This window comes from Ralstonia flaminis (genome assembly GCF_958415495.1).
Classification (GTDB): Bacteria; Pseudomonadota; Gammaproteobacteria; order Burkholderiales; family Burkholderiaceae; genus Ralstonia; species Ralstonia flaminis.
Genome location: NZ_CATZLL010000001.1, coordinates 148,100 through 166,488, shown reverse-complemented (window position 1 = coordinate 166,488; position 18,389 = coordinate 148,100). Strand labels below are relative to the sequence as shown.

Genomic DNA, 18,389 nt, shown 5'->3' with positions numbered 1-18,389 from the left:
CATGCCATCCACTCAAGCGCACTCTGCCGTCGATACGCCCATCGAGAATCATTTCCCGGGCAGCCTGTTCATGGTCGTGGCACCCTCCGGCGCCGGCAAGTCGACGCTGGTGAATGCGCTGCTGGCGCAGGACCCGTCGATCCGCCTGTCGGTCTCGGCCACCACGCGCCAGCCGCGTCCAGGCGAGCAACACGGCCGTGAATATAACTTCATGACCGTCGAGGAGTTCAAGGCCTGCCGTGATCGCGGCGAGTTTCTCGAATGGGCCGAGGTGCACGGCAACTACTACGCGACCTCGCGCGTGTGGATTGAAGAACAGATGCGCGCCGGCACCGACGTGCTGCTCGAGATTGATTGGCAGGGTGCGCAACAGGTGCACAAGCGGTTTGCCAATGCGGTCGAGATCTTCATCCTGCCGCCGTCGCTCACGGCGCTGGAAGATCGCCTGAAGAAGCGCGGCCAGGACGAACCGAACGTGATCGTGCGCCGCTTGCTCGCTGCGGGTTCCGAGATGGCACACGCACCCGAGGCCGACTTCATCATCATCAACGAAGTGTTTGAAACCGCGCTCACTGAATTGCGTACGGTGGTACAGGCCACGCGCTTACGCTTTGGTGCGCAGAAGGCGCGCCACGGCGAGCTTTTCGTCGAGCTGGGCATTCACTGAACGACATGAAGTGCCGGCGTTTTCCGGCGCTTTTGTAAAAGTGTGGTAGGGCCCGCGCCGAGGTGCTGTCCGGGCCGAGTGCTGCGCTGCTGCTAAAATACCGATATCAACAAGATTTGCCACCAGGTGGAGTTTTCATGGCGCGTATTACCGTCGAAGATTGCTTGAAACAGATTCCGAATCGCTTCGAACTGGCGCTGGCCGCAACGTACCGCGCCCGTCAGTTGGTGCAAGGCCACACGCCCAAGGTCGATGCCAAGGACAAACCGACCGTGACCGCGCTGCGCGAGATCGCATCCGGCCAAGTCGGTATCGAAATGCTCAAAAAGGTTCCGTCCTGAGCTGACGCAGTACCTGGCGTGGTACGCTGCCTTGGTCACTGATCGTTCTAGCGATCTTTCATGGATGTGAAAGCCGCGAACGCACAAGACCCCGGCATGCCTACCTCGCCCGCTTCTTCTTCGCACAGGACCCAACGCTCCGCCACGCACGAGCACAACGTGCCGCCGGCGGAGTCGTCCGGCAACACGTCGGACGTGGCGAGTGGTTCTACACCGCTGCCTGGGTCTTCCACTGCTTCTCTTGTTCCCATGCCGACTTCCGCTTCCGGCCCCGCGTCGCCTCGCACGGGGGCGCCGAACCTGCCTGACCCGCGTGGTGCGGACCTGGTAGGCGAGCGGTCTGCGCTGTTGCCGAAGTCGCCTAAGTCGCACAAGGCGCAAGCTGCCGAAGGCGCCGCGCAAGAGGCCAAGCCTGACGCGACTGGCGATGAGCTCTTCATCGATGCGGTGCTGGAGCAGACCTATCGGCATCTGTTCGGCCCGACCTCGCAGCCAGCTACGCCACCGCGTCAACAGGTCGTCTCCATCTCGGGGTTGACCGAGAAGCTGTCGTCGTACCTGAAGCCGGCCGATATCAAGCTGGTGAAAGAGGCGTTCCACTTCTCCGACGAAGCTCACCTCGGTCAGTATCGTCAGAGCGGTGAGCCGTACATCACGCATCCGGTAGCCGTGGCAGAGATCTGCGCAGGCTGGAAGCTGGATGTGCAATCGATCATGGCGGCGCTGCTGCACGACGTGATCGAAGATCAGGGGGTTACCAAGAGCGAGCTGGCTGAGAAATTCGGCCCCAAGGTCGCGGAACTGGTCGACGGCCTGACCAAGCTGGACAAGCTGGAATTCCAAAGCCGCGAGCAGGCGCAGGCTGAGAGCTTCCGCAAGATGTTGCTTGCGATGGCGCGCGATGTGCGCGTGATTCTCGTCAAGCTGGCCGATCGTACGCACAACATGCGTACGCTCGACCACGTGCCGCCCGAAAAGCGCCGCCGCATCGCGGGCGAGACGATGGAGATTTACGCGCCGATCGCACACCGACTCGGCCTGAACACCACATATCGCGAACTGCAGGAACTGAGCTTCCGTATCGGTTCGCCATTCCGTTACGCGACGCTCGAGAAGGCCGTGAAGGCGGCTCGCGGCAACCGTCGCGAGGTGGTGACGCGCATTCTTGAGACGGCGCAGCGCGCGCTGGCTGATGCGGGCATCCTGGCAGAACTCACGGGGCGCGAGAAGACGCTCTACAGCATTTACCGCAAGATGCACGACAAGCAATTGTCGTTCTCGCAGGTGCTGGATGTGTATGGCTTTCGCGTGGTGGTGGACACGCAGATGCAGTGCTACATGACCGTGGGCGCGCTGCATAGCTTGTACAAGCCGATGCCCGGCAAGTTCAAGGACTACATCGCGATCCCCAAGATCAACGGTTATCAGTCGCTGCACACGACGCTGGTGGGGCCGTTTGGCACGCCAGTCGAGTTCCAGATCCGCACGCGCGAGATGAACCAGATTGCGGAAGCCGGCGTGGCAGCGCACTGGATGTACAAGCAACATCAGGACGAGCCTGACCGCGCCCAGCAGCAGGCCCACCAGTGGTTGCAGTCGCTGCTCGACATCCAGAGTCAGACCGGGGATTCGCAGGAGTTTCTGGAGCACGTCAAGATCGACCTGTTCCCGGATGCCGTGTACGTGTTCACCCCCAAGGGCGAGATCCGCGCGTTGCCGCGTGGCGCGACGGCGCTGGACTTCGCCTACGCGGTGCACAGCGACCTGGGCAACCAGTGCGTGGCAGTCAAGATCAACAACGAACTTCTACCGCTGCGTACGGAGCTGAAGAACGGCGATATCGTCGAAGTGGTGACGGCGCCGTACTCGAAGCCCAATCCGGCGTGGCTCACATTCGTACGCACCGGCAAGGCGCGTGCGGCGATCCGACATTTCCTCAAGACGGCCAAGCTTGATGAAGCCATCCAGCTTGGCGAGCGCTTGCTGGAGCAGGCGCTGCGCCAGATCGGCATCGACATGAAGGCCGTGCCCGCGCCGGTGTGGGAACGCATCGTGCAATGGACGGGCAACAAGGCCCGCGAAGATATCTTTGCAGACCTTGCGCTCGGCCGCCGTGTGCCGGCCGTGATTGCACGCCGCATTGAGATCGTGCTGCAAGAGGGCGGGCACGAAGGCGACGAAGCCCTGATGGCCGCCGTGCATACCTTCGCCAACGAAGAGGCACCTGCGGTCACCGTTAGCGGTGATGAGGGCATGGCGATGGTGTTTTCGTCGTGCTGCCGGCCGATCCCCGGGGATTCCATCGTGGGCTACATCGGCAAGGGCGAGGGGTTGCAGATCCATGCGCAGGAATGTCGCGTGGCCAAGCGCCTGCACAGCAAGGATCCGGAGCACTGGATCGATGTCATGTGGGCCGAGCACACCACGCGTGCGTTCGACGTGTCGATCAAGGTGCTCGTGCGCAATACGAAGGGTATCCTTGCGCGCGTGGCGGCAGACCTGACCTCGGCCGATGCCAACGTGGCGCATGTGTCGATGGAGCAAGAGGGCAATCAGGAGGCGACGTACATGACGTTCCTGATCCAGGTGCACGACCGTGTGCATTTGGCCGACGTGATGCGCGCGCTGCGGCGTAACCCCGATGTGATTCGTATTGCGCGGGACCGCGGCGATTAGCCGGCGCGAGGCAATGATGCGCGAATAGGCGAGGCCGGCTGGCTTCGCCTTTTTTGTTTGTGGCCCGTGCGCGCAGCACCCTGATGGAGGAGGCGCCGGCAAAAGAAAAGGGCTTCCAGAAATGGAAGCCCTTTTCGTCTTTATCAGGTTGGTGCGGCTGGCAGGATTCGAACCCACGACCCCTTGGTTCGTAGCCAAGTACTCTATCCAACTGAGCTACAGCCGCAACCGAAGGGCGCGATTATACATGTGATCTGCAGGGAGTCTAGTGGCGATTCACGCATTGCGATGTGCGTAATGCCGAGAAGGGGGTGAGGCCTGTAAACCCGGCTTATTGATCCCCTTTTTTTCTGCCTGCTTTCCCTGTCGGCGCCTTGCGTTTGTGGCGCGTGCGCAGCTTGCCAACGAGAGGCGAGAAGCGAGCGGGCAAACAAAAAGGGCTTCCATTTCTGGAAGCCCTTTTTGCCTTTATTAGGTTGGTGCGGCTGGCAGGATTCGAACCCACGACCCCTTGGTTCGTAGCCAAGTACTCTATCCAACTGAGCTACAGCCGCAACCGAGAAATGAGATTATACAGAGTTTTCCGACCTTGTGAACCCCCTTCTTCACTTTTTCTTCTGGAAGGGCCAACTTTCTATAATGGGGCTCTGAACCCACGTTGCTTCTACCATGAACAAGGCTTTCGTCCGGGAAGACTCCGGCGACGACGAAGACGATCTGCCCGAGGGCGCCGCGCCGCTGCCGCCGGGCTCCAAGAACTACATCACGCCCGCCGGCTATGAACGCCTGTGCTCGGAGTTGATGCATCTGATCGACATGGAGCGGCCCGAGGTGGTCGGCATCGTGTCGTGGGCTGCATCCAATGGTGATCGCTCCGAGAATGGCGATTACCTCTACGGCAAGAAGCGCTTGCGTGAGATCGACCGGCGCATCCGCTTCCTCACGCGCCGTATCGAAAAGGCGGAAGTGGTCGATGCCAGCCTACAGGGCGACAACGATCAGATTTTCTTCGGCGCGACCGTCACCTATGCCAACCAGGCCGGAGAGGAGACCACCGTCACCATCGTCGGCATGGACGAGGTCGATCTCGATAAGGGCTATGTGAGTTGGGTCTCGCCGATTGCGCGCGCGCTCATCAAGGCGCGTGAGGGGGATACGGTGCCGCTGCGCACGCCCGCGGGCGTCGAGCAGATCGACATCCTGGAAGTCAAATACCCGCCGCGCGCTGCATGAGCGCTGTGCTCACGCCGGGTGCCCGAGGCAGTAAGCACCGAAGGCAATGACCGAGCAGGCCGACAGGCGTCGCGCCGTGAGCGATTCCTTCAGGAAGAAGCGGCCGAGCAGTGCGGCAAACACCACCGACGTTTCGCGCAGGGCCGACACCGGCCCCATTTGCGCGAGTGTCACGGCCCAGATGACGATGCCATACGCGACAAGCGAGACCACGCCGCCGCCAAATGTCTTGAGCGTGTTGGTGTCGCGCAGATCGATGTTCAGTGGGCCTTTCCATGCGCGATAGAGCAGCACCATCGGCAGGCCATCGAGCATGAACAGCCATGCGGAATATGCATTCGCGTTGCCGGCCACGCGCGCGCCAATGCCATCACACACCGTGTAGCACGCGATGAATACACCGGTGGTCAGTGCGGCGAGCGTGGAGCCGAGGTCCGCCTTGCGGCCTCGCGCCAGGCTGAGAATGCCACCGCTCACCAGCACCACGCCCGCGAGCGCAATGACGCCGGGCATTTCACCTGCGAACAGCGCAGCACCCATGGTCACCAGCAGCGGCGATGAGCCGCGCGCGATCGGGTACACCTGTCCGAACTCCCCGAACCGATAGGCCCGCGCGAGAAACACGTTGTAGCCGACGTGCAGCACAGCGGACAACGCTACGTACGGCCACGCAGCTGGGGCCGGCAACGGAAGTGCGATCGCCATCGGGATAGCGGCAACGCCGGATGCCAGTGTCATGAGCGTGATCGCGCGCAGGCGGTCGGAGCCGCTTTTCAGTAGCGCATTCCACGAGGCGTGGAGCAGGGCTGCGCACAGAACCAGGGCGATGACGATGGGAGTCACGATGGGCAGGGGAGAGGGTGAGGTCGAGTCGATTTTTCTCACTCGACAGCGCAGCGGCTTGAGTGGGAAGTCGACAGCGTATCGCCGCAGATTTTGATCAACAATCGATATATACTGACTCGATCTGTGCAAAAAACTCACGCGATATGCGCAAGCTGCCTCCACTGAATGCTGTGCGTGCCTTTGAATCAGCCGCGCGCCATCTGAGCTTTACGCGTGCGGGCGAGGAGTTGAACGTCACGCATGGCGCCATCAGTCGGCAGATTCAAATGCTGGAAGCGTGGCTGGGCGTGCCGCTGTTCCGGCGCTTGAACCGGCGTGTTGAGTTGACCGACGCGGGGCAGCGCTACCTCTCTGAGATTGGTGTGGCGCTTGACCGCATCAGCGTGGCCAGCCGGTCGGTGCGCGATCGCGATGCGGCGCGCATCCTGCGCGTGAACAGCATCCCGACGTTCACGATGCGCTGGTTGATTCCGCGCCTGTCGACATTTCAGATGCGGTTTCCGCGTGTGGAGGTGCGGCTCACCACATCCATCGAAGAGATCGAAGATCTTCCGGACAACTTTGACGTGATCATTCGCGGTGGGCCGGAGAACCACGCGGGGTTTCGATCGGGGCGCTTCCTGGATGAAAGTCGCTTTCCCGTATGCAGCCCAGCATTGCTCAAGCGCGCGCCGTTGGTTGCGCCGTCGGATTTGCGGCGACACACGCTGCTGCATTCAGACACGCTGCCCTCGATCTGGCCAAGCTGGCTTGTACTGGCGGGCGTGCCCAATCTGCGGCCCGCGCACGCGCTCACGTTCGAGCATTTCTACTTATCGATCCAGGCAGCCATCGATGGGCTTGGGGTGGCGATGGGGCCGTCGGCACTCATCACTGAAGACTTGGGGGAGGGGCGGTTGGTCGCGCCATTTCCGGAGTTGGCGCTTGCCGCACGCAGCTACTACTGGTACTGCCCAGCACGCAATCTCGGTGACGAGGTGGTGCAGGCGTTTTGCGCATGGCTGGAAGAGGCGCGAGGGCCGCGTCACGCAATCGTGAATACAGTTTCGGCATCCGGTAACGAAGGTAACGCCGCGTAACACCCTAGGGAAGGCGGCGCAGGCCGATGCTAGGATCGAATCAAGCTCGATTGCAGAAGAAGGAGTCCCGGATGAAAAAGAACGCATGGATTCTCGCCACGTGCCTGGCTGCGGCTGGTGTGACGGCGTCGATTGCATTGCCTGCGCAGGCGCAGGTGTCCATCGGTGTGCAGATTGGCCCGACGTACGCGCCGCCGCCGCCCCAGTATGAGCCTGTGCCGGTCATGCAACCGGGCTACGTATGGGTGCCTGGGTACTGGCAATGGCGCGATGGCCGCTATGTCTGGCGTCGCGGCTATCGTGAGCACGGCCGTGACGGTTATCACTGGCGCGAGCCGCGCTGGGAGCAAGGTCCGCGCGGTTGGCAGATGCGTGAGGGCGGTTGGGATCGCGGCGATGATGGCCGTTGGCGCGGTCGTGATCGGGGCCGAGACTGGGACCACGATCGCCGTGATCGTGATGATCGCTACCACTGCCCTCCGGGCCACGCCAGGAAGGGTGAATGCTGATGCTGTGAAGACGGGCCGGTCATGTACCGGCCTGTGTTTTTTTCGGGATGCGTTTGCAGTGTCGACACGATGTGTCTGTCATGCAGGCGTTCTCAAGGAGGTCACATGACCGTGGAATCGAACTGGCGCACCGAGGTTTACAAGGATTTCGACGTCTACGTGCTGGCTATTCCGCGCGCAGCGCGCAAGTCGGACCAGGAAGCGGCATCAGCGCTGAGGTTGTGGGACTTCGTTGTGCGCATCTGCGAATCGGGTGCAGACCCGACGGCCGTTGAAACTCTGGTCGCGCATTCACATGACGAGCGTCCGTTGCCGACGCGCGAGGCAGCTGAGGATGCCGGCCTCGCGCGTGGTTACGGCCTGATCGACGAGTTGCTGGGGCGCGGCGGCGTTCAGCAGTCGATCGATCTCTGACTCTGACGCGTTTTCTACGCTGCCAGCGCGGCTTCGCGCACGTGGCGTCGTGCGAATTGCCACCACAGCCAGGTCGCATCCGGCCCGGGTGCGTGGAAGGCGTAGCGGGGGTCGCCACCGCTCCAGGCGTGACCGGCTGCCGTGAGCTGGCACAGGCTGACGATGCATTCGCCATGACGCATGTCGTTGCGCAGGACGAACCCATCGCCGCGTGCGGTTTCGCGAGACACGCCGGTGGTGTCGCCCAGGTGGTTCAGCGCACGGAACTGCGAGGCCAGCTGTGCCTGATTGGCCGGGTTGACGGCGTCATCGCGCAGGCCGTGCAGGATCATCGTCGGCATGCCGGGGTAGGTGGCAACGTCCACCACCGCCGATAGCGCATCGAGCGGATCCACGCGCGCACCGCGCCGCATCAGGTTCAGCGCCGAGGCGGGCGTACGCGCGATACCCAGCGCCGGGCCGGAGTGCAGTGCCAGCGCGGCAAACAGCTTTGGATGACGCAGCGCCATCAGGCCGGCCAATCCCGCACCCGCCGACAACCCTGCCAGATACACGCGTGCCGGATCGGCGCCGGTCCGCTCCAGCGTTTGTTCGATCAGCCGACAGATGCCGTCTGCCTCGCGGGCACCGGCGTGTTCGGGGTCGTACCAGTGCCAGCAGCATTGCGGATGCGCGCGGCGCGGCTGCTCCGGATACAGCACGATGAAGCCTTCACGATCCGCCAGTGCATTCATGCGCGTGCCGTGCGCCAGCACCTCAGCCGATTGCTTGCAGCCGTGCAGCATCACCATCAGCGCGGGGGGCTTGCTGCCACGCGTGGGCGGTGTGTACAGCCAATATTCCGGGCGGCGAGCCACCACAGCGGGTGATTCAGGCTCGTAGATGAATTGCTCTCGTACAAACGTGCCGGCCGTGGGTGTCGGCACGGCGGGTACACGCACGCGGCGAGTGCCGGGCTTGGGCGGCTTGACCGGCTTGGGTGGCCACGATTGGCGGCCGAAATCCGGCGTGGTCAACGCGTCAACCAGCCGGGTGATGGACTTCATCCACGTGCGGTGCATGGCGGCGGGTGGCTCGGACGGGGAGCTGCGGTATGCGCTCCCTCCGGCGCATTGTAGGTTCGGATGGAGAACCATTGTGCCAGTGATCTTGCTGCGCTGCAGCAATGCAGGATAACCGATGTAACCGCGTGTTCCGCGTGCTGCAAAGTTTGCATTTGCTTCCTGCCTGTCATGGAGACACCGCACGCGAGCGGCTACACTGCGGCGACGGGCGCGCCCCGGATGTCCCGCGCCTGATGCTTTCCCTTTCCCCGTTGTGTACTTATGGAGGTCGTTATGGGTTTTTTTGACTTCATCAAAGAGGCTGGTGAGAAGCTGTTCCATGGCAGCGCCGCAGCCGCGCCGGCCGACGCATCTGCAGACGCCGATGCTGCCAAGGCCGCCGACGATGCCAAGGGCCAAGCTATCCAGGACTACATCGCCCAGCAGGGCCTGAGCGCCACGGCACTGTCAGTGCAGGTGGAAGGCGATGCGGCCAAGGTATTCGGCGTGGCGCCAGATCAGCCCACGCGCGAGAAGATCATCCTGTGCTGCGGCAACGTTGACGGTATCAAGTCAGTCGACGACCAGATGTCGGTCAACACCGAGTCGGAAGAGTCGCAATGGCACACGGTGGAGCGCGGCGATACGCTGTCAGCCATCGCCAAGAAGTTCTACGACGATGCCAACAAGTACCCGGTGATTTTCGAGGCGAACAAGCCGATGCTGTCGGACCCGAACAAGATCTATCCGGGGCAGAAGTTGCGTATTCCGGCGGCCTGATCGAGGTAGTTCAGGCGCTTCCTAAGGCCCAAAAGCAAAAAGCCCAGTCGATGAAGACTGGGCTTTTTGAATTCTGGTGCCGCTGACCGGAATCGAACTGGTGACCTTCGCATTACGAATGCGCTGCTCTACCGACTGAGCTACAGCGGCGTCGGAAACAGCGATTCTAACAGAACTTTTTGTCGCCCTGCAAGCGTCGCTGTAATGGCGGCCTCAAGTGGCGTTGTTACGCCGTTTTTTCGGCCTCGAGGTGGTATTGCGTGACGCGGTCCACCTCGTTCTTCGAGCCCAGGACCACCGCCACGCGCTGGTGCAGCTTTTCGGGCTGGATGTCCAGAATGCGCTGCTGGCCATTGGTGGCGGCACCGCCAGCCTGCTCCACTAGGAATGCCATCGGGTTGGCCTCGTACATCAGGCGCAGCTTGCCGGCTTTGCCTGGTTCACGCTTGTCCCAGGGGTACATGAAGATGCCGCCGCGCGTAAGGATGCGATGCACATCGGCCACCATCGAGGCGATCCAGCGCATGTTGAAATCCTTGCCGCGCGGGCCTTCGGTGCCGGCCAGGCATTCGTCGATATAGCGGCGCACGGGCGGGGCCCAGTGGCGCATGTTCGACATGTTGATGGCGAATTCCTTCGTGTCGGCAGGAATCTTCACGTCACGGCTGGTCAGCACGAAGCTGCCGATTTCGCGGTCGAGCGTGAACATGTGCACGCCGTTGCCGACGGTCAGCACCAGCGTGGTCTGCGGGCCGTACACGGCATAGCCGGCGGCGACTTGCTTGGCACCGGGTTGCATGAAGTCGGCTTCTGTCACGGCCTCGCCGGCCTTGGGCATGTGCAGCACCGAGAAGATCGTGCCAATCGACACGTTCACGTCGATGTTGGACGAGCCATCGAGCGGATCAAACAGCAACAGGTATTCGCCCTTCGGATAACGATGGGGAATCTCGTAGAACGACTCCATCTCTTCCGAGGCCATGGCGGCCAGGTTGCCGCCGTATTCGTTGGCTTCGAGCAGGACTTCGTTGGCGATCACGTCCAGCTTCTGCTGGGTTTCGCCTTGCACGTTGCCGGTGCCGGCCGAGCCGAGCACACCAGCAAGGGCGCCCTTGTTGACGCTGTGCGAGATCGCCTTGCAGGCGCGTGCCACGACTTCGAGCAGCAGACGCAACTCGGCGGGGATGGTGTTGTGCTCGCGCTGCTCTTCGATCAGGTAGCGGGTGAGGTTGATGCGCTTCATGGGTTCTCCTGAGACGGGCGCGATTTTACCTGACGCAATGTTCACGCCAGTGCCTTGCCGACGATCTCGCGCACGTCGCGCGACAGGCTCGGGTGCGAGGCCACGCGCTTAAGCACAGCCTGCATGGCGTCGCGCAGCGTGGGCACATACTTGCGCCAGCGGTCCAGCGAACGTGCCAGGCGGGCGGACACCTGCGGGTTGATGGCATCGAGCGCCAGCACCTGCTCGGCCCAAAAGGCATAGCCTGAACCGTCGGCCGCGTGAAACTGGGCCGGGTTGCCCGAGCAGAAGCTGAAGATCAGCGAGCGTGCTCGATTCGGATTACGCAGCGTGAAGGCCGGATGTGCCATCAGCGCGCGCACGGTCTCCAACGTTGGCTTGCCGGTGGCACCCCGCTGCATGGCCTGCAACGAGAACCACTTGTCGATGACCAGCGCGTCGTCGGCAAAGCGTGTGTAGAAGTCCGTCAAAGCGGCTTCGCGGCCAGGGGCAAAGCTATTGACGAGGGCGGTGAGAGCGCCCATGCGGTCGGTCATGTTTGTCGCTTGGGCGTACTGTTGTTCCGCCAGCGCCAATGCTTCGGGCGTTTCCGTATTCGCGAGATAGCCCAGGGCGATGTTCTTCAACGCGCGCTTACCAGCGGATATTGCGTCCGGCGAATAGGCGCCTTCGGTCTGGTTGTCTTGGTAGGCGCGCAGCAGTTCGGCGTTGAGCTTTTCCGCCAGCGTGCAGAGCAGCGTGCGGCGTGCGGTGTGAATGGCAGCCGGGTCGGCCACGTCCATGCGCTCGGCCAGGTAGCTTTCGGCGGGCAGGATGAGCATCTGCTCGCGGAAGGCAGGGTCGAGCGAGGCATCGGCCACTACGGCGCGCAGTGCTTCCACCAGTGCGGGGTCGACCACAGGGGTGCGGCCGTGCTGGATGTCCGCCACCATGCGCAGTAGCGTATCGGTGGCCAGCCGCTGGCCGGCTTCCCAGCGGTTGAACGGGTCGGAATCGTGCGCGAGCTGGAAGGTGAGCTGCTCGATGGTGTAGTCGTATTCGACGATCACCGGCGCTGAGAAATTACGCAGCAGCGAGGGCAGCGGCGCCTCGGTCACGTCTTCGAAGACGAAGGTTTGCTTGGTCTCGGTAAAGTCGAGCACGCGCGTGGTGACGGACGAAGGCGATGCGGTTTCGCCACGCAAGCGCAGCGGCAGATCACGGCCCTGGCTGTCGATCAGGCCGACAGCAAACGGAATGTGGAACGGCTGCTTCTGGATGCCGCTGTTGATCTCGATACCGACCGGCTCGCAGCGTTGGCGCAGCGTGAGCGTGTAGGTGTGCGTGGCGGCATCATGGTGGCCCTCCACGGCAACCACCGGCGTGCCGGCCTGGCTGTACCAGCGGCCAAACTGTGTGAGGTCGCGGCCATTGGCATCGGCCATGGCGGCGCGGAAATCATCGCACGTGACGGCGTGGCCGTCGTGGCGCTGGAAGTACAGGTCCATCCCCTTGCGGAAGCCATCGCGGCCGAGCAGGGTCTGGTACATGCGCACAACCTCGGCGCCTTTTTCGTACACCGTGACGGTGTAGAAGTTGTTGATCTCTTCGTAGCTGTCGGGGCGCACCGGGTGGGCCATCGGGCCCGCGTCTTCCGGGAACTGCGCCTGACGCAGCAGGCGCACGTCTTCAATGCGCTTGACGGCGCGGGCGCTTGCGGCGGCGGCTTCGTTGCCAGCAAGTGCTGCCATGTCCGCCGAGAACTCCTGATCGCGGAACACCGTCAGGCCTTCCTTCAGGCTCAACTGGAACCAGTCGCGGCAGGTGACGCGGTTGCCCGTCCAGTTGTGGAAATATTCGTGGCCGACCACCGATTCGATGTTGGCGAAGTCCACGTCGGTGGCGGTTTCCGCATTGGCCAGAACGTACTTCGTGTTGAAGATGTTCAGGCCCTTGTTCTCCATCGCGCCCATGTTGAAGTCGCCCACGGCGACGATCATGAAACGGTCTAGATCCAGCTCCAGCCCGAAGCGGCGCTCATCCCAATGGATCGAGTGGATGAGCGAATCCATCGCATGACGCGTCTTGCCCAGGTCTTGCGCTTCCACCCACACCTGCAGCAGCTTTTCCTTGCCCGAGGCGGACTGGATGCGTTCTTCAATGCATTCGAGCTTGCCCGCCACCAACGCGAACAGGTACGACGGCTTCTTGAACGGGTCGTGCCACACGGCTTCGTGACGGCCATCCGGCAGGTCGCGCTCGGAGATGAGGTTGCCGTTGGACAGCAGCACCGGGTAGTCGGCTTTCAATGCACGCAACGTGACGGTGTAGACCGTCATCACATCCGGCCGGTCGAGGAAGTAGGTGATCTTGCGGAAGCCCTCGGCCTCGCACTGCGTGAAGAAGTTGCCGTTGGAGACGTACAGCCCCATGAGCGATGAATTGGCAGCCGGGTTGCAGTAGGTGGTGAGCTCCAGCGTGAAGCTGGCACCGACCTCCGCTGGTACGGCATCGATGGTGAGCGTGTCGCCGTTGGCTTGCAGGCCGGGCAGTGCCTGGCCGTCGACGGTTGCGCCCGCCAGTTCCAGCCCTTCGCCCATCAGCACGAGCGGCTTGCCGGCGGCCGTGCGCGTCATGCGCAGGCGGTTGACGACGCGGGTGCGCTCGGGCACCAGGTCGATCTCCAGGGCCACTTCATCGATGCGGAACGCGGGGGCGGCGTAATCCTTGCGGTAAATCGTCACGGCGGTATCGGTGCGCAACATCGGTAACATCCTCGTAGCGGAACGCAAAAGACCATTGTACTCAGGCGCTTGGCGGGAATCTTCGGCGCACAGCGTGACTCTGAGGAAAAGGCCGGGCGCAACGCTTTGCGGGCGCGCCGGAACCTGTCTGATTGAAGAGTAGGGGGATTTTCTATGTGGAATTGGGCCAAGAGGATCAAACCATCCGGCATCTGGCCGATAGCCGGCGCGCTGATGGCAGCCAGCCTGCTGGCGGGTTGCGCAAGCACCGTCACCAGCCAGGTCACCGCGTTCAAGCAGCCCGGCTGGGAAGACGCGCCGCCGCGCACGTATGCGTTTGAGCACACTGCAGCGCAGCAAAATGATCTGGAGCACCAGACCTACGAGGCTTGGACATCCGATCAACTGGCCGCTCGCGGCTTTACCAGTGCGCCGCGTGCCAGTGCACGCTATCTTGTCCGTCTGAATTACTCGACCGCCACGCGCCTCGTGCAGGTGCGCCAGCCGGTCTACCCGGATCCGTACTGGGGCCCTGGCCCATGGGGGCCGTGGCGTGGTCCGTGGGGACCCTGGGGCCCGTGGGGTCCGCAGTATGTCGACACCAACGTGCAGGTGCCGTTCTATGCCTATCACGTTGACATTGAAGAGGCTGCATCGGGCAAGCGCGTCTACCAGGTAACGGCGCAGACCCAGGGTGGGGACGGTTCCCTGACCGCAGTGATGCCCTACCTGATTCGCAGCGCCTTTGCCAATTTCCCGGCGCCGAACGCGCAGCCCATCGTCGTGGAGCTGCCCGTTGATCCATCAGTGAAACCGGCGGCTAAGTAGTGCGCCCGAGTGGGTTTTGGCTGGCGGTCTACGTTAGAATGTATGACCTAATTTGCGGGCCGCCAGCCGTACCCTCGCTTGAGCGTTGTCACTCCATCCCATCTCGCGCCGACCGCCACCCCTGGCCGGCGCAGCCTGCGCGCCGTCGCCACCCTCCTGACGGTGTACCGCAACGCCTGCGGCCTTGCTCCCGGTTTCTCTCTGTCCCCACTGTTTTTTGCCACATCGTCTCGGGGAGTTTCTGCCTGAGCGCATGTGCGTCTCATCTGCGGAACTCCTCATCAGGCTCCATCAGGATTCATCGATATGAACGACAAGCTTCACGACGCCTCGCCCGATTCCCAAGACCAGGGTGCCGAGGCCGAATTGCGCCGCGCCGCGTTTGAATACCACCGCGCCCCGACGCGCGGCAAGATCGAAGTGCGCCCGACCAAGGCGCTGATCAACCAGCGCGATCTGTCGCTGGCGTACTCGCCGGGCGTGGCGTATCCGTGTCTGGCGATCGAGCAGGATCCGGCGCTGGCGGCCGAGTACACCTCGCGCGGCAACCTCGTTGGCGTAATCACCAACGGCACCGCCGTGCTGGGCCTGGGCGATATCGGCCCTCTGGCCAGCAAGCCGGTGATGGAAGGCAAGGGCTGCCTGTTCAAGAAGTTTGCCGGCATCGACGTGTTCGACATCGAACTGGCCGAGCGCGATCCGGACAAGCTGGTCGACATCATCGCCTCGCTGGAGCCGACACTGGGCGGTATCAACCTCGAAGACATCAAGGCGCCGGAGTGCTTCTACATCGAGCAGAAGCTGCGTGACCGCCTGAACATTCCCGTCTTCCACGACGACCAGCACGGTACGGCGATCATCTCGTCGGCGGCACTGCTCAACGGCCTGAAGGTTGTTGGCAAGGACATCGCCAAGGTGAAGGTGGCGGTGTCGGGCGCGGGCGCCGCGGCGATTGCCTGCCTGGATGTGATGGTGGGCCTGGGCGTCAAGCGCGAGAACATCTACGTGGTCGACTCGAAGGGCGTGATCTACGTCGGCCGTGACGCCAAGATGGAAGCGAACAAGGCGCGCTATGCGCAAGACACGTCGGCCCGTACGCTGGCCGACATCATGCGCGATGCCGATGTGTTCCTCGGCTGCTCGGCGGCCGGCGTGGTGACGGCCGACATGGTCAAGACCATGGCGCCGAAGCCGATCATCCTGGCGCTGGCCAACCCCGAGCCGGAAATCCGCCCGGAAGTGGCCAAGGCCGCGCGCCCGGACTGCATCATCGCCACGGGCCGTTCGGACTACCCGAACCAGGTCAACAACGTGCTGTGTTTCCCGTACATCTTCCGCGGCGCGCTCGATTGCGGCGCTACCAAGATCACGGAAGCGATGAAGCTGGCGTGCGTGAAGGCCATTGCTGAACTGGCAGAGGCGGAAACGAACGACGCTGTGGCTCAGGCGTACGCCGGTCAGGACCTGAACTTTGGTCCGGACTACATCATTCCGAAGCCGTTCGATTCGCGCTTGATCGAGAAGATCGCACCGGCAGTTGCCAAGGCCGCAGAAGAGTCCGGCGTGGCCACGCGCCCGATCAAGGATCTGGACGCCTATCGCGCCCAACTGAGCGACTTCGTGTACCACACCGGTCTGACCATGCGCCCGGTGTTCTCGGCCGCCAAGGCCAATCCGAAACGCGTTGTCTACACCGAAGGCGAAGAAGAACGCGTGCTGCGCGCCGTGCAGACGGTGGTGGACGAAGGCCTGGCCAAGCCGATCCTGATCGGCCGCCCGCACGTAATCGAAATGCGCATCCAGAAGGCCGGTCTGCGCCTGAAGGCCGGTGTGCATTTCGAGCTGGTGAACCCGGAAGATGACGCGCGCTACCACCAGTACCACACCGCGTATCACGAACTGATGGGGCGCAACGGTGTGACGCCGGACATGGCCAAGTCGGCGCTGCGCCGCTCGAACACGCTGATCGGCGCGCTGCTGGTGCGCCTGGGCGATGCCGACGCGATGCTGTGCGGCACGGTCGGCCGCTTCGATGCGCACCTGGAGCACGTGCGTGACGTGATCGGCCTGGCCCCGAATGCCAAGGTGTTCGCCGCCATGAACGGCCTGATGCTGGAGAAGCACACGCTGTTCATCACGGATACGTTCGTCAACGAGAACCCGACCGCTGAAGAGCTGGCCGACATCACCAAGCTGGCGGCAGAGGAAGTGCGCCGCTTCGGCCAGGAGCCGAAGGTGGCGATGTTGTCGCACTCGATGTTCGGCTCGTCGAAGAGCGCGTCGGCGCGCAAGGTGCGTGCGGCGTATGACCTGCTGAAGGCGGAGGTGCCCGAGCTGCAGGTGGAAGGCGAGATCCAGGGCGACGCTGCGCTGTCGGAAGACATCCGCCACCACTTCCTGCCCAAGAGCGCGTTTGCCGGCAGCGCCAACCTGCTGGTGATGCCGACGCTGGACGCGGCCAACATCACGTTCAACGTGCTCAAGATGACGGGCGGGCAGGGCGTGACGGTGGGCCCGATCCTGCTGGGCGCAGCCAAGCCGGTGCACATCCTGAACCCGTCGGCCACATCGCGCCGTATCGTCAACATGACGGCATTGGCGGTGGCAGACGTGTCGGCGGCACGTTGATCGGTTGATCACCAAACCAGGGCCGCCAGCATGTGGCGGCCCGAATGAAGCATGAGAAACGGCGCCTGAAGCGATTCAGGCGCCGTCTTTCATGGTGGGTTCGGGATCAGGGTGATCAGGGTCTGCAGGCGTAAAAAAACGGCGCCCGAGCCCCGGAACGCCGTTTGAAGGATCCGCCCGCGCTGTCGATACGCGGGCGGTGACAAGGAAAGCAACCGCTTAGAACTTTGCGCGGATGCCCACGCCGAAGGTGTCGGCGGACGACAGGGTCGAGACCTTGTCGCGGAAGTAAGCGGCGTACACGTCGGTACGCTTGGACAGCGAATAGTCGTAGCCGACTGCCCAAGTGTTGCGCTTCACGTCAGCTGCACCCGAGGTTTTCGTGTACGCGTACGACGCCAGCACACTGCCTGGACCGACCGGAATCGACACGCCCAGTTGGCCGCCGTTGCTCTTGGCGTCGCCCGAAGCGATCGTGTTCTTGATGTACTGGTACTGACCGTACAGCTTGACCACACCGAAGTCATACGTTGCACCCAGTTGTGCTGCCGACTGACGCTGGAAGCCCGCCACCAGGCTGTTCAGGTCACCCGGGTTCGAATCGAAGCGCACTTGCTGGAAGGCTGCTGTGGCTGCGAAGTTGCCGTGGAAGTAGAGGAAGTTGCCGCCCCACTTGTTCTGGCCATTGTGGCCAGCTTGCTCGCCTGCGCCGTAGATGAAGTTAGCGGTCAGGCCGTTGAAGTCCGGCGTGGAGTACAGGATCGAGTTGTTCCAACCCGAATCGCCCACCAGACCCGAAATGCCGCCGGGGCCGCTCAGACCGTTGCCCAGGTAGGTGTGGAACACCATCGGCGAGAAGGTGTACGAATCAACAAACGGGTTGAACAGGATCGTCGAGACGAAGTACGGCGGCGTCACGCGGCCGAGCTTGATCGAGCCCCAGGTGTTCGACTGCAGGCCGACGAACGAATTGCGGGCGAAGAACGTGTCGCCATCAAAGCGGCCGGATTTGCCGGTGTCCGGGCGGAAGAACGCTTCCAACGTGAAGATGGCCTTCAGACCGTTACCCAGGTCTTCGCTACCCTTCATGCCCCAATACGATGTGGACATACCGCCGGCGTTGACCACCCAGGCCCGGTCGGATGCGCCCAGGCTCTTGGTCGCCCCCACCCAGTTGTCGACCTGCCCGTACAGCGTGACGGACGATTGCGCTTGTGCGCCGGCGCTCAACGCCCCCAGCGCGGATGCCACTGCGAGCGCGGCAGCACCACGCTTGAATTTCGACTGCATTGCTACCTCCTTTGTTGTTGAGGATCACTGCAGGTTGCGCCGCATTCTTTGATGCGATCGCAGGCCGGCCGGTCAGGCTCCATGCCGGG

At 62.8% G+C, this 18,389-nt stretch carries 15 protein-coding genes and 3 tRNA genes; 10 read left to right on the top strand and 8 right to left on the bottom strand.

The features are described 5' to 3' along the window. The first annotated feature begins 1 nt into the window (after position 1). The 3 genes from gmk to R2N11_RS00810 all read left to right on the top strand — a co-directional run bounded on the left by gmk (position 2) and on the right by R2N11_RS00810 (position 3,684). Positions 2-667: a guanylate kinase gene (gmk, locus tag R2N11_RS00820; protein ID WP_316679797.1), complete on the top strand. Its 666-nt coding sequence runs from the start codon at positions 2-4 to the stop codon at positions 665-667. A 137-nt stretch (positions 668-804) separates the two neighbouring features. After that, positions 805-1,008, top strand: coding sequence for a DNA-directed RNA polymerase subunit omega (gene rpoZ / locus R2N11_RS00815; protein ID WP_004630929.1), 204 nt, complete (start codon positions 805-807; stop codon positions 1,006-1,008). Positions 1,009-1,257: 249 nt separating this feature from the next. Beyond that, positions 1,258-3,684 (top strand): RelA/SpoT family protein, encoded by a 2,427-nt coding sequence (locus R2N11_RS00810; protein ID WP_316680021.1) that lies wholly within the window; start codon positions 1,258-1,260, stop codon positions 3,682-3,684. Between the two features lie 149 nt (positions 3,685-3,833). Here R2N11_RS00810 and R2N11_RS00805 read toward each other — a convergent pair. Then, positions 3,834-3,910 (bottom strand) — tRNA-Arg (locus tag R2N11_RS00805). Positions 3,911-4,161: 251 nt separating this feature from the next. Next, positions 4,162-4,238, bottom strand: a tRNA-Arg gene (locus tag R2N11_RS00800). A 115-nt stretch (positions 4,239-4,353) separates the two neighbouring features. Between R2N11_RS00800 and greB the strand changes: the two genes are divergently transcribed. Then, the gene (greB, locus tag R2N11_RS00795) at positions 4,354-4,917 is read left to right on the top strand and encodes a transcription elongation factor GreB (protein WP_316679796.1); all 564 of its coding nucleotides are present in this window, start codon (positions 4,354-4,356) and stop codon (positions 4,915-4,917) included. A gap of 9 nt (positions 4,918-4,926) precedes the next feature. Here the strand turns inward: greB and R2N11_RS00790 are convergent, their stop codons facing one another. Then, entirely contained in the window at positions 4,927-5,760 is an 834-nt protein-coding gene (locus R2N11_RS00790; RefSeq protein ID WP_316679795.1) for an EamA family transporter, read from the bottom strand. A 146-nt stretch (positions 5,761-5,906) separates the two neighbouring features. Between R2N11_RS00790 and R2N11_RS00785 the strand changes: the two genes are divergently transcribed. From R2N11_RS00785 to R2N11_RS00775, 3 genes are all read left to right on the top strand, one after another. Beyond that, the gene (locus R2N11_RS00785; RefSeq protein ID WP_316679794.1) at positions 5,907-6,842 is read left to right on the top strand and encodes a transcriptional regulator GcvA; all 936 of its coding nucleotides are present in this window, start codon (positions 5,907-5,909) and stop codon (positions 6,840-6,842) included. A 71-nt stretch (positions 6,843-6,913) separates the two neighbouring features. After that, on the top strand, positions 6,914-7,351 hold the full coding sequence (locus tag R2N11_RS00780; RefSeq protein ID WP_316679793.1) for a YXWGXW repeat-containing protein: 438 nt from the start codon (positions 6,914-6,916) through the stop codon (positions 7,349-7,351). A gap of 105 nt (positions 7,352-7,456) precedes the next feature. Further along, complete coding sequence (locus R2N11_RS00775) at positions 7,457-7,765, top strand: hypothetical protein (protein ID WP_199029105.1); 309 nt, start codon at positions 7,457-7,459, stop codon at positions 7,763-7,765. Between the two features lie 14 nt (positions 7,766-7,779). Here the strand turns inward: R2N11_RS00775 and R2N11_RS00770 are convergent, their stop codons facing one another. Then, the gene (locus R2N11_RS00770; RefSeq protein WP_316679792.1) at positions 7,780-8,811 is read right to left on the bottom strand and encodes an extracellular catalytic domain type 1 short-chain-length polyhydroxyalkanoate depolymerase; all 1,032 of its coding nucleotides are present in this window, start codon (positions 8,809-8,811) and stop codon (positions 7,780-7,782) included. Positions 8,812-9,102: 291 nt separating this feature from the next. Between R2N11_RS00770 and lysM the strand changes: the two genes are divergently transcribed. After that, entirely contained in the window at positions 9,103-9,588 is a 486-nt protein-coding gene (lysM, locus tag R2N11_RS00765) for a peptidoglycan-binding protein LysM (RefSeq protein WP_199029109.1), read from the top strand. A 74-nt stretch (positions 9,589-9,662) separates the two neighbouring features. Here lysM and R2N11_RS00760 read toward each other — a convergent pair. The 3 genes from R2N11_RS00760 to pepN all read right to left on the bottom strand — a co-directional run bounded on the left by R2N11_RS00760 (position 9,663) and on the right by pepN (position 13,575). Continuing rightward, positions 9,663-9,738, bottom strand: a tRNA-Thr gene (locus tag R2N11_RS00760). Between the two features lie 76 nt (positions 9,739-9,814). Further along, the gene (locus tag R2N11_RS00755; RefSeq protein ID WP_199029113.1) at positions 9,815-10,831 is read right to left on the bottom strand and encodes a class 1 fructose-bisphosphatase; all 1,017 of its coding nucleotides are present in this window, start codon (positions 10,829-10,831) and stop codon (positions 9,815-9,817) included. Positions 10,832-10,872: 41 nt separating this feature from the next. Continuing rightward, the gene (pepN, locus tag R2N11_RS00750; protein WP_316679791.1) at positions 10,873-13,575 is read right to left on the bottom strand and encodes an aminopeptidase N; all 2,703 of its coding nucleotides are present in this window, start codon (positions 13,573-13,575) and stop codon (positions 10,873-10,875) included. Positions 13,576-13,728: 153 nt separating this feature from the next. Here pepN and R2N11_RS00745 point away from each other — a divergent pair, with 153 nt between their 5' ends. Together R2N11_RS00745 and R2N11_RS00740 are read left to right on the top strand one after the other, a co-directional pair. Further along, entirely contained in the window at positions 13,729-14,382 is a 654-nt protein-coding gene (locus R2N11_RS00745) for a DUF4136 domain-containing protein (RefSeq protein ID WP_199029117.1), read from the top strand. Positions 14,383-14,688: 306 nt separating this feature from the next. Further along, complete coding sequence (locus R2N11_RS00740; RefSeq protein ID WP_199029119.1) at positions 14,689-17,010, top strand: NADP-dependent malic enzyme; 2,322 nt, start codon at positions 14,689-14,691, stop codon at positions 17,008-17,010. Between the two features lie 219 nt (positions 17,011-17,229). Here the strand turns inward: R2N11_RS00740 and R2N11_RS00735 are convergent, their stop codons facing one another. Beyond that, complete coding sequence (locus R2N11_RS00735; RefSeq protein WP_316679790.1) at positions 17,230-18,300, bottom strand: porin; 1,071 nt, start codon at positions 18,298-18,300, stop codon at positions 17,230-17,232. Positions 18,301-18,389: the final 89 nt, after the last annotated feature.

Bases quoted from the DNA above. Each gene is read 5' to 3' on its own strand.
- gmk (WP_316679797.1), top strand. From the start codon at position 2: ATGCCATCCACTCAAGCGCACTCTGCCGTCGATACGCCCATCGAGAAT.
- rpoZ (WP_004630929.1), top strand. From the start codon at position 805: ATGGCGCGTATTACCGTCGAAGATTGCTTGAAACAGATTCCGAATCGC.
- R2N11_RS00810 (WP_316680021.1), top strand. From the start codon at position 1,258: ATGCCGACTTCCGCTTCCGGCCCCGCGTCGCCTCGCACGGGGGCGCCG.
- greB (WP_316679796.1), top strand. From the start codon at position 4,354: ATGAACAAGGCTTTCGTCCGGGAAGACTCCGGCGACGACGAAGACGAT.
- R2N11_RS00785 (WP_316679794.1), top strand. From the start codon at position 5,907: ATGCGCAAGCTGCCTCCACTGAATGCTGTGCGTGCCTTTGAATCAGCC.
- R2N11_RS00780 (WP_316679793.1), top strand. From the start codon at position 6,914: ATGAAAAAGAACGCATGGATTCTCGCCACGTGCCTGGCTGCGGCTGGT.
- R2N11_RS00775 (WP_199029105.1), top strand. From the start codon at position 7,457: ATGACCGTGGAATCGAACTGGCGCACCGAGGTTTACAAGGATTTCGAC.
- R2N11_RS00770 (WP_316679792.1), bottom strand. From the start codon at position 8,811: ATGAAGTCCATCACCCGGCTGGTTGACGCGTTGACCACGCCGGATTTC.
- lysM (WP_199029109.1), top strand. From the start codon at position 9,103: ATGGGTTTTTTTGACTTCATCAAAGAGGCTGGTGAGAAGCTGTTCCAT.
- R2N11_RS00755 (WP_199029113.1), bottom strand. From the start codon at position 10,831: ATGAAGCGCATCAACCTCACCCGCTACCTGATCGAAGAGCAGCGCGAG.
- pepN (WP_316679791.1), bottom strand. From the start codon at position 13,575: ATGTTGCGCACCGATACCGCCGTGACGATTTACCGCAAGGATTACGCC.
- R2N11_RS00745 (WP_199029117.1), top strand. From the start codon at position 13,729: ATGTGGAATTGGGCCAAGAGGATCAAACCATCCGGCATCTGGCCGATA.
- R2N11_RS00740 (WP_199029119.1), top strand. From the start codon at position 14,689: ATGAACGACAAGCTTCACGACGCCTCGCCCGATTCCCAAGACCAGGGT.
- R2N11_RS00735 (WP_316679790.1), bottom strand. From the start codon at position 18,300: ATGCAGTCGAAATTCAAGCGTGGTGCTGCCGCGCTCGCAGTGGCATCC.